Raw genomic sequence first — 10,545 nt, 5'->3', positions numbered from 1 at the left:
CTGAAGGCCGTGCAGGCCGCCGGCACCGACGAGCCCGCCGCGGTCATGAAGCAGATGAAGGCCATGCCGATCAACGACTTCTTCGCGGCCAACGGCCGCATCCGCGAAGACGGCCGCATGGTGCACGACATGTATCTGTTCGAGGTCAAGCAGCCGTCGGAATCCAAGCGCCCCTGGGACTACTACAAGCTGGTGGCTACCCTGCCGGGAGACCAGGCCTTCATGCCGCTGTCCAAGTCCACCTGCCCGCTGGTGAAGAAGTAGCGCGGCAACGCCGGGGGAGCGCCCGCCCGGTCCCCCGGGGCATCGCCGCGCCGGGCGTCATGGCGTACGCTAGAGCCTGCCCACCCGGAGACACGCATGTCCACTTCCCCGCCGCAGCGTCCCATCCCCGCCACCATCGCCGCGGTGGTCCGCGACGGCCACGTGCTGCTGGTGCGCCGCGCCAATCCGCCCGACATGGGCCGCTGGGCCTTCCCCGGCGGCAAGATCGACGCGGGCGAACGCCTCGAAGCCGCCGCGGCGCGCGAGCTGCTGGAGGAAACGGGGGTGTGCGCCGAGCCTTTGCAGGTGTTCGACGCCGTGGACGTCTTCGACCGCGACGACGCGGGCGCACTGCGCCGCCACTTCATCCTGATCGCGATGCTGTGCCGCTGGCAATCGGGCGAACCCATCGCTGGCGACGACGCCGCCGAGGCCCGCTGGGTGCCATTGGAGGTGCTGGACAAGCATGCCCTGGCGACCAGCTTCGGCGTAGCCGAACTGGCGCGCAAGGCGGCGGCTCTGGCGGCAGCCCTGCGCGCCTTGCCCTGAGACGCGGCATGTTCGATACCTACCTCTCCCGCTGGAAGCTGGCGCCCGACGGCGCCCCCATCGTCACCCACGCGGCGCGGCTGCTTCCCGTGCGGCACGAGGGCCGGCCCGCCATGCTCAAGGTCTCCCACGAAGAGGACGAGAAGCAAGGGGGCGTGCTGATGCGCTGGTGGGACGGCCACGGCGCGGCGCGCGTGCTGGCCCACGACGGCGACGCCATCCTGCTGGAGCGGGCCACCGGCGCGCGATCCCTGGCCGCCTATGCCCGCAATGGCCGCGACGACGAAGCCACGCGCATCATCTGCGGCGTGTTGAAGGAACTGCATGCGCCGCGCGCCAAGCCCTTGCCCGCGCTGCGCCCGCTCGAGGACTGGTTCGCGGACCTGTGGCCCGCCGCCCGGGCCCATGGCGGCATCCTGGCGCACAGCGCCCGCCACGCCCGCGCCCTGCTCGACAGCCAGCGCGAACCGGCGGTGCTGCATGGCGACGCGCACCACGACAACATCCTGGACTTCGGCGAACGCGGCTGGCTGGTCATCGACCCCAAACGCCTCTACGGCGAGCGCGCTTTCGACTACGCCAACATCTTCTGCAACCCCGACCTGGCGGACCCCGTTCCCCCCGTGGCCGTGGCGCCGGGATGCTTCGAGCGCAGGCTCGATATCGTGGCCGCGCACTCCGGCCTGGACCGCCGCCGGCTGCTGCAATGGGTGGCGGCCTGGTGCGGACTGTCGGCCGCCTGGTTCCTGAACGACGGCGACGACGCCGCGATCGACCTGGACATCGCCGCGCAGGCCCTGGCGCTGCTGGACCGATGAGCCGCGAAGGCGCAGGGGCGCGCCGCAAGAACAAGGCAGGCTCCGTGCGGTAAGGTGTAGGCCCTCACCCCTTATCTCTTCATTCCTGGAGCACCGAATGACCGGATTGTTCATCGTGGTGGCGGCGCTGGCGTTTCTGATGCTGGCGGCGTATCGAGGCTATAGCGTGATCCTGTGCGCCCCCATCGCCGCGATGGGCGCCGTGCTGCTGACGGACCCTTCGGCGCTGGCGCCGGTATTCTCGGGCATTTTCATGGAGCGCATGGCGGGGTTCGCCAAGCTCTACTTCCCCGTCTTCCTGCTGGGCGCGGTGTTCGGCAAGCTGATCGAGCTGTCGGGCTTTTCGCGCGCCATCGTGCAGGCGGTGCTGAGACTGATCGGGGCGGAGCGCGCCATCATGGCCATCGTGCTGGTCTGCGCGGTGCTGACCTATGGCGGCGTGTCGCTCTTCGTGGTGGTGTTCGCGGTCTACCCGTTCGCCGCCGAAATGTTCCGCCAGGGCGGCATACCCAAGCGCTTGATGCCGGGCGCGATCGCCCTGGGCGCGTTCACTTTCACGATGACCGCCCTGCCCGGCACGCCGCAGATCCAGAACATCATCCCCACCACATTCTTCGAAACCACCACCTGGGCGGCGCCATGGCTGGGACTCATCGGCGCGGCCTTCACGCTGACCGCCGGCATTGCCTATCTGGAGTGGCGCCGCAGGCGCGCGGCGGCGGCCGGCGAGACCTATGGCACGGACCTGCGCAACGAACCGGCCACTCCGCCCGGCGAACGGGACCATCACCCGCTCATCGCGCTGCTGCCGCTGGTCGTGGTGGGCGTGGCCAACTACCTGCTGACGCGCGCGATCCCGGGCTGGTATCCGGCCGGTTCCGAAGTGGCGCTGCCCGGCCTGTCCCAGCCCCTGCCCGCCAATGCCGAGGACCAGGTGGCCCTGTGGGCGGTCATGGGCGCGCTGATCGCGGGCATCGTCACCATCCTGCTGTTCTCGTTCCGGGCCATCAAGGCGCACTTCGCCGACGGCAGCAAAAGCGCGGTCTCGGGCGCCCTGCTGGCCTCGATGAATACCGCCGCCGAGTACGGTTTCGGCGGCGTCATCGCCGCGCTGCCCGGCTTCCTGCTGGTGGCCGATGCGCTCAAGGCCATTCCCGATCCCCTGGTAGGCGAAGCGGTGGCCGTAACCTCCTTGGCCGGCATCACGGGTTCGGCCTCGGGCGGCATGAGCATCGCGCTGGCCGCCATGGCGCAGACCTTCATCGACAGCGCCAACGCGGCGGGCATTCCGATGGAAGTGCTGCACCGGATCGCCGCCATGGCCAGCGGCGGCATGGACACATTGCCCCACAACGGCGCGGTGATCACGCTGCTGGCGGTGACCGGCCTTACGCACCGCCAGTCCTACGGCGATATTTTCGCCATCACCATGATCTCGACCTTGTCGGTGTTCCTGGCGATCACCGTGTATTACCTCACGGGCATCGTCTGAGCGAAGGCGGGGGCAATGACCTCCGCCAGCCACTGCGTGAACACGCGGACCCTGGCGGATACCTGCCGGTTCTGCGGGTACAGCACCGACACCGGCATGGGCGCGGGCGGCATGGCGGGCAGCACGATCCTGAGTTCGCCTGCCGCCAGCTCGCGCTCGATGCGGTAGCGCGGCACCTGGACCAGCCCCAGGCCCGCCAGCGCCGCGCCCGTGTAGAGTTCAGCCCCCGTGACGCTGACCACGGCCCGGGGCCGGACCTGCACGTTGCGCCCGTCCACCATGAAATCCAGGGGCAGGCTGCGTCCCGTCGCGCTGGACAGGTAGTCCACCGCGCAGTGTTCCTCCAGGTCTTCCAGGCGCCTGGGCTCGCCACGGCGCGCCAGGTAGGCCGGGCTCGCGACGGTCACCTGGGGCATCAGCGCGATCTGCCGCCCGACCAGCGATGAATCCTGCAGGGAACCCGTGCGCAGCACGCAATCCACGCCTTCGCGCACCAAGTCCACCAGGCGGTCGTCCTCGCCCAGGTGCAGCACGATATCGGGATAGCGTTCCAGGAAACCGGGCAGGCCCGGCATCACGAAGAACCTGGCCAGCGTGCCCTGCGCGTTGACGCGCAGCATGCCCTTGGGCGCCGTGTCCAGGAAGGCGCCGTCGGCCTCTTCCAGGTCGGCCAGCAGCCGGACGCAGCGCCGGTGGTGGGCCTCGCCGTCATGCGTCAGCCGCACTTGGCGGGTGGTGCGTTCGAGCAGCCTTGCCCCCAGCCGAGCCTCCATCCGCTTGATCAGATTGGTGACCGTGGGACGGGGAATCTGCAGATCCTCGGCCGCCTTGGAGAAGCTGCCGCGCTCGGCAATGCGCACGAACACCCGCATTTCCTGGAAACGATCCATGGCGTGTCGCCCATTATTAATGCAAATGAAATTATGTTAGCGAATATAGAGTAATTATCTTCAGTCTGGAATAGTTCATGATGCCACCCATCCCCCTCACACACTGGAGAAACGCCATGAGCACCCAAGCCCCGCAACGCATTGCCCTGGTCACCGGCGGATCGCGCGGCATCGGCGCCGCCATCGCGCGCCGGCTGGCCCGCGACGGTTTCGCCGTCGCCATCAACTACGCTTCCAGCGCGGCGCAAGCCGACGCGCTGGCGCGCGACATCCAACAGGCTGGCGGCCGCGCAGCCGCGGTGCGTGCCGACGTGTCGCGGGCCGAGGACGTGCGCGCCATGTTCGACCAGGTGGAAGCGGAGCTGGGCCCCATCGACGTGCTGGTCAATAGCGCCGGCATCCTCGACGTCAAGCCGCTGGCCGAGACCAGCGACGAACTGTTCGACCGAACCTTCGCCATCAACACGCGCGGCACGTTCAACACGCTGCGCGAGGCGGCCGCCCGCCTGGCCGACGGCGGCGCCATCATCAACGTGTCCAGCACCACCGTCGCGCTCAACCTGCCCGGCTATTCCGTCTACATCGCGAGCAAGGCCGCCGTGGAAAGCCTCACCCAGGTGTTCGCCAGGGAATTGCGCGGCCGCCGCATCACCGTCAACGCGGTCGCCCCCGGCCCCGTCGCCACGGAACTGTTCATGAAAGGCAAAAGCGCCGAACTGATCGAGCACTACGCCAAGCTGCCGCCCCTGGAGCGCCTGGGTCAGCCCGACGATATCTCGGGCGTGGTGTCGTTCCTGGCAAGCCCCGACGCCGGCTGGGTCAACGGCCAGGTCCTGCGCGCCAACGGCGGCATCGCCTGAGCGCGCCCTCGTCCCTATGCATGAGTCCGTCCGCCTCGGCGGACGCGCGGCGCGTCGCCCCGATAGCCGCGAATTTGCTTGCGCACTCATCCGTTCTACCCATGCGCGCCTCGGCTGATGGGTTGAGCGGCTGTTGGCGCCGGGCGCTTTTTTCCAACGATCACTCGGGCCTTTGACTTACGGACAAGTCTGGCCAGTCGCATGAGGTTTGCATGAGACGGAGGGCGGAAGGTCTGTATTAGGCTGACTTCCGCAGTACTCCGACTCACCTTGATCGATTGGACGAAAGCAAATGAATCAACTCATTCATCCGGACTGCCACCCCTTCACCGCAGCAGGCAATCTGAAACAGATCTCCGCGTTCTACGAGGAGGGACGTCGAGTCATGTGGATGATGCTCCGGGCGCAACCGCGCCCATGCTTTAACCATGAACTGATAGACGAAATCATGAACCTGGCGCGCGCCGCCAAGGATTCGGGCCTGCCCATCGACTTCTGGGTCACGGGCTCGCTGGTTCCGCAGATCTACAACGTCGGCGGCGATCTCAATTTCTTCGCCGAAGCCATCCGCACCGGCAAGCGCGAAGCCCTGCGCGCCTATGCCAGGGCCTGCGTGGATTGCGTGCACGCCGCCACGCGCGGCTTCGACACGGGCGCGATCTCGCTTGCGATGATCGAGGGCTCGGCGCTGGGCGGCGGCTTCGAAGCCGCGCTGGCCCATCACTTCGTGCTGGCCCAGAACAACGCCCGCATGGGCTTTCCGGAAATAGCGTTCAACCTGTTCCCCGGCATGGGCGGCTATTCGCTGGTGGCACGGCGCTCGGGCATGAAGCTGGCGGAAGAGCTGATCGGCACGGGCGAATCCCATACCGCGGAATGGTTCCACGCCCGCGGCCTGGTCGACGTGCTGTTCGAGCCGGGCGACGCCTACAAGGCCACGCGCACTTTCATCGACGTCATGCGGCCCAAGCTCAACGGCATGCGCGCCATGCTGCGCGCGCGCCAGCGCGTGCTGACGCTGCCGCGCTCCGAGCTGATGGACATTACCGAGGATTGGGTGGAAGCCGCTTTCGCGATCGACCCCAAGGACCGCGCCTACATGGAGCGCCTGGTGATCGCGCAGAACCGCCGCAGCGCCGTCACGGCCGATGCCGCGATGGACGCCACCATGCACTGATTCCGGGGGCCAGGCCGGCTGCCTCAGGCGATCAGATGCAGCCGGCGGCGCTGGGTCAGCCAGGCGGTGAACTCCGCCGCCGGCATGGGCTTGGCGTACAGATAGCCCTGCTTGGCGTCCACGCCCAGCGTATCCACGAACACCGCCTCTTCGGTCGTTTCCACGCCTTCGGCGATCACCTTGAGCTCCAGCGTCCGCGCCACCGCGACGATGGCGCGCGCCAGCGCCTGCGACACCGGGTTCTCGTTCACCCCCCGCACGAAACTGGCGTCCAGCTTGATCGCATCCAGCGGAATGCGGGCGAGCTGCGACAGCGAGGAATAGCCCGTGCCGAAATCGTCCAGATGGACGCGCGCGCCCAGTTGCCGGAATTGCTTGATCAATTCGATCGCGGCGCCTTCGTCCTCGATCAGGCAGCTTTCGGTGAGCTCGATGTCCAGCAGGCAGGGATCCAGGCTGGCGTCGCTGATGGCGCGCATGAACTCGCTGACCACGCCCTTGTCGTTCAACTGGCGGGCCGACATGTTGATGGCGATCCGGATGTTCAGGCCGTCGCGCTTCCAGGCGGCCGCCTGGCGGGCGGCCTCGCGCATGACCCATACGCCCAGCGGCGAGATCAGGCCCGACTCCTCGGCATACGGGATGAAGGCGTCCGGGCCTACCATTCCGCGTTCGGGCGAACGCCAGCGCACCAGCGCTTCCACGCCGTCCACTTCGCCCGTGCGGCCGGCCAGCTTGGGCTGGTAATAGAGCATCAGGTGGTCTTCGGCCAGCGCCTTGCGCAGGTTGGTGTCCAGCCAGACGTAGTCCGCGTTGCGCCGGTCCATCGCGGGCTGGAAGACGCGGTAGGTATGGCGCCCCGCCTCCTTGGCCACGTACATGGCGATGTCGGCGCTGCGCACCACGCTGTCCAGGTCCGCGCCATGGTCGGGATACATGGCGATCCCGATGGAGCAGCTGGTGTAGACCTCGATCAGCCCCTGGCGGAAAGGTTCGCGCAGGCGCTCGATGATGCGCTGGGCGGTGGCTTCGAGCTCCCAGGGCTGGGCCGCCTCCTGCAGGACGATGAACTCGTCGCCGCCCAGCCGCGCCAGCGTCTGGCCCTCGGACAGGCAGGAAGATATGGCCACCGCCACCGCCTTGAGCAGGTGGTCGCCGAAACCGTGGCCATAGTGGTCGTTGATGCGCTTGAAGTTGTCCAGGTCCAGGAACAGCACGCCGCCCCGCCCGTCCGGCCCCGCCGCCAGCGCCGCCTTCAGCCGCGTCGTGATCGCGTGGCGGTTGGGCAGGTTGGTCAGCATGTCGGTATTGGCCAGCACGCGCAGGCGTTCCTGGGCCTGGCGCTCTTCCGTGATGTCGGTGCCCGAGCAGATCAGGTAGACGCGCTTTTCGCCGCTGCCGCTGGTGACGAACTTGTTGCGGAACAGGAACAGCCGCGGGCCCTTGACCGTATTGATGACCCGCTCGGCTTCGTACGACTGGCCGCGCTTGTAGAACTCGGCGATATTGCGGCGCGACGCGATCGCCTCTTCGCGCGTCATGAACATCTCGAAGACGCTGCGGCCGACGATGTCCTGTTCGCGCTTGCCGGTGTATTCCTCGCTCAGCTTGTTGAAGCGCTGCACACGGCCGTTCTGGTCGACGATGACGATGACCGAGTTGGCCTCGGACACCACGGTTTCGGCGAAGGACAGCCCCTCGACGAGGTCCTTCGCCACGGATTCGGTATCGGAATGGGCCGACGCGGTGCCGGCCCATTCATTGGGGTTGATCTTGCGGCCGACCAGATGAAGGCGCAGCATGTCGCCGTACAGCGCGATGTCGATGCGTACGCTGGAAGTGATGCCCGTCAACGCGCGTATCGCCCCCGCCTGCTCCGGCCGCAGCGGCGTGGCGATGTTGGCGGCCCCCTTGACCGCCGCCAGTTCGAATGCGTCGCTGTCGGCGGACAGGCGCCAATACGGGCTATGCGTACCGAAATGCGCGTACAGGATCGATCTTTCGTCCTGGTTCTCTGTCATTGTGGTATCCCCCTGCCGTCCTAGGATGGCCCGCAAAATACATTACGGCCTAGTCAATTCGGGGTCAACCTCCCCGTGCTGCGCCGCGAGCGGATTATTGCGGAATATTGCATCATCCGGCCCGCGCCGCGCAGCGAACCTTCAGGGCCGCAATCGAGTTGATGCGCGCACCCGGGCTTTCGCGCAAGCCTTGTTGCGCGCCTGCCGAGGTCGTTCACAAGCAACAACGCCGGAAATTCCTGACGGAACTTCCGGCGAGTGACGCAACGGCGCAACCTCTCGGCGACGCGATGGGACGGTCAATCGCCCTTGACGCCGGCCTCGTCGATCACCTTGGTCCAGCGCGCGACCTCGGCCGACACGCGGGCGCCGGCGTCGGCGGGCGACGTCCAGGTGGCGATCGCGCCCTGGTTCAGCAACGACGCCTTGACGTCCGGCTTGGCCAGGATCTTCTTCAGTTCCCCGTTCAGGCGCTCCACCACCGGAGCCGGCGTGTTGGCCGGGGCCACGATGCCGAACATCGAGCTCACCTCGAAGTCCTTCAGTCCGGCTTCCGCCGCGGTGGGCACGTCCGGCAGCGCATCCACGCGCTGCGGCGAAGTCACCGCCAGCGCCCGCAACTTGCCCGCCTTGATGTTGGCCTGGGCCGCCGGCACGGTCTCGATCATGCTGAGCACCTGGCCGCCCATCAGGTCGGTCATGGCGGGCCCGCTGCCCTTGTAAGGCACGTGCAGCACGTCGACGCCCGCCGTGCGCTTGAACATTTCGCCGGCCAGGTGCTGGGGCGAACCGTTGCCGGCCGACGCCATGGTCATGAAGCCCGGCTTGGACTTGGCCAGCGCGATGAACTCCGCCAGCGTATTCGCCTGGACCGAGGGATTCACCACGAACACCAGGGGCACCGTGCCCACGATGGACACCGGCGCGAAGCTCTTCTCCACGTCGTAGGTGACGCGGCCGCGGTACAGCGCGGCGTTGATGGAGTGGCTGGTCAGCGCGCCCATCAGCAGCGTGTAGCCGTCGGCCGGCGCCTTCGCGACCTGGTCCGCGCCGATATTGCCGGCGGCGCCCGCGCGGTTCTCCACCACCACCGACTGGCCCAGCGCGCCCGTCAGTTCCTGCGCCAGCACGCGGCCGATCACGTCGGTCGCGCCGCCGGGCGGGTACGGAACGATCAGGCGGATCGGCTTGTCGGGATAGACATCGGCGGCCAGCGCCGGAGCGGATACGCCGGCGCACAACGCCAGCAGGGAAAACAGCACGGCGCGGCGCGGCCGCAGACGCAGGTCTGACATGTAGGTCTCCTGTCGGGATGGGTATAGGAATTAAAGGGACGCCCGGCTCGTCAACGGCGCCAGTGTAGGATCAGTCACTTGATAGAAGAAGCAGAATTTTTCTATCGACTGATCTGAAATTAAGATCAATAAAATACCCAGCACAAAGCGCTTGCCGCCGCTTTCAAAGGCTGGCTATGATGCTGCCACCAGATTATCAATAATATTATCGAGAGCAAAAATGACGGACGAGACCAAGCACGGCAAGCGGGCCCCGGGGCCTTTCGACAGCGCGGGCACGGCCTCGCGCGGCGTGGCCCGCGGCCTCACCAACTATGGCGACACCGGCTTTTCGCTCTTCCTGCGCAAGGCGTTCATCAAGGGCGCGGGCTACACCGACGACGCCCTCTCCCGGCCCATCATCGGCATCGTCAATACCGGCAGCAGCTACAACCCCTGCCATGGCAACGCCCCGCAGTTGATCGAAGCGGTCAAGCGCGGCGTGATGCTGGCCGGCGGCCTGCCGATGGACTTCCCCACGATTTCGGTGCACGAAAGCTTCTCGCAGCCCACCAGCATGTACCTGCGCAACCTCATGTCCATGGACACCGAGGAAATGATCCGCGCGCAGCCCATGGACGCCGTGGTGCTCATCGGCGGCTGCGACAAGACCGTGCCCGCCCAGCTGATGGGCGCGGCGTCCGCCGGCGTGCCGGCGATCCAGCTGGTCACGGGCTCCATGCTCACCGGCTCGCACCGCGGCGAACGCGTGGGCGCGTGCACCGACTGCCGCCGCTACTGGGGCCGTTACCGCGCCGAAGAGATCGACGCCGAGGAGATCTCCGACGTCAACAACCAACTGGTGGCCAGCGTCGGCACCTGTTCCGTGATGGGCACCGCCAGCACCATGGCCTGCATCACGGAAGCGCTGGGCATGATGGTGGCGGGCGGAGCCTCGGCGCCCGCCGTCACCGCCGACCGCGTGCGCGTCGCCGAAAAGACCGGCGCGACCGCGGTGGCCATGGCCGCCTCGCGCCTGACGCCGGACCGCATCCTCACCGGCAAGTCCATCGAGAACGCCTTGCGCGTGCTGCTGGCCATCGGCGGCTCCACCAACGGCATCGTCCACCTGACCGCCATCGCCGGCCGCCTGGGCATCGACATCGACCTGGCCGGCCTGGACCGCATCAGCCGCGAGAC

The 10,545-nt window shown here is 67.4% G+C and carries 10 protein-coding genes; 7 read left to right on the top strand and 3 right to left on the bottom strand.

What is annotated here, in order from left to right; genetic code table 11:
• From ACN6PJ_RS30290 to ACN6PJ_RS30275, 4 genes are all read left to right on the top strand, one after another.
• Positions 1-264, top strand: a 264-nt coding sequence (locus ACN6PJ_RS30290; protein WP_427999359.1) for an ABC transporter substrate-binding protein, incomplete at its 5' end; no start/stop codon positions are given.
• 96 nt (positions 265-360) lie between these two features.
• Positions 361-813 (top strand): NUDIX hydrolase, encoded by a 453-nt coding sequence (locus ACN6PJ_RS30285; RefSeq protein ID WP_427999358.1) that lies wholly within the window; start codon positions 361-363, stop codon positions 811-813.
• 8 nt (positions 814-821) lie between these two features.
• On the top strand, positions 822-1,631 hold the full coding sequence (locus ACN6PJ_RS30280; protein WP_427999357.1) for an aminoglycoside phosphotransferase family protein: 810 nt from the start codon (positions 822-824) through the stop codon (positions 1,629-1,631).
• A gap of 97 nt (positions 1,632-1,728) precedes the next feature.
• Positions 1,729-3,123: a GntP family permease gene (locus ACN6PJ_RS30275; RefSeq protein ID WP_427999356.1), complete on the top strand. Its 1,395-nt coding sequence runs from the start codon at positions 1,729-1,731 to the stop codon at positions 3,121-3,123.
• Here the strand turns inward: ACN6PJ_RS30275 and ACN6PJ_RS30270 are convergent.
• A complete protein-coding gene (locus tag ACN6PJ_RS30270) occupies positions 3,102-4,013 on the bottom strand; it encodes a LysR family transcriptional regulator (protein ID WP_427999355.1) in 912 nt (303 codons plus the stop codon). The genes ACN6PJ_RS30275 and ACN6PJ_RS30270 overlap by 22 nt on opposite strands.
• 116 nt (positions 4,014-4,129) lie before the next feature.
• Between ACN6PJ_RS30270 and ACN6PJ_RS30265 the strand changes: the two genes are divergently transcribed.
• Positions 4,130-4,873, top strand: coding sequence for an SDR family oxidoreductase (locus ACN6PJ_RS30265; RefSeq protein ID WP_427999354.1), 744 nt, complete (start codon positions 4,130-4,132; stop codon positions 4,871-4,873).
• Positions 4,874-5,165: 292 nt separating this feature from the next.
• Entirely contained in the window at positions 5,166-6,050 is an 885-nt protein-coding gene (locus ACN6PJ_RS30260; protein ID WP_427999353.1) for a crotonase/enoyl-CoA hydratase family protein, read from the top strand.
• A 23-nt stretch (positions 6,051-6,073) separates the two neighbouring features.
• Here the strand turns inward: ACN6PJ_RS30260 and pdeR are convergent, their stop codons facing one another.
• Both pdeR and ACN6PJ_RS30250 read right to left on the bottom strand, forming a co-directional pair.
• Positions 6,074-8,071: a cyclic di-GMP phosphodiesterase gene (pdeR, locus tag ACN6PJ_RS30255; RefSeq protein WP_427999352.1), complete on the bottom strand. Its 1,998-nt coding sequence runs from the start codon at positions 8,069-8,071 to the stop codon at positions 6,074-6,076.
• Between the two features lie 299 nt (positions 8,072-8,370).
• Complete coding sequence (locus ACN6PJ_RS30250) at positions 8,371-9,366, bottom strand: Bug family tripartite tricarboxylate transporter substrate binding protein (RefSeq protein WP_427999351.1); 996 nt, start codon at positions 9,364-9,366, stop codon at positions 8,371-8,373.
• A gap of 220 nt (positions 9,367-9,586) precedes the next feature.
• On the opposite strand from ACN6PJ_RS30250, the gene ACN6PJ_RS30245 reads away from it, so the two are divergent.
• The coding region (locus ACN6PJ_RS30245; RefSeq protein WP_427999350.1) for a dihydroxy-acid dehydratase at positions 9,587-10,545 on the top strand (959 nt) is incomplete at its 3' end.

It is taken from the genome of Achromobacter sp., from assembly GCF_050285585.1.
In the GTDB taxonomy this organism is placed as follows: domain Bacteria; phylum Pseudomonadota; class Gammaproteobacteria; order Burkholderiales; family Burkholderiaceae_B; genus Achromobacter.
Note: the sequence above shows the minus strand (reverse complement) of the source record. Positions and strands in the feature narration are given on the sequence as shown.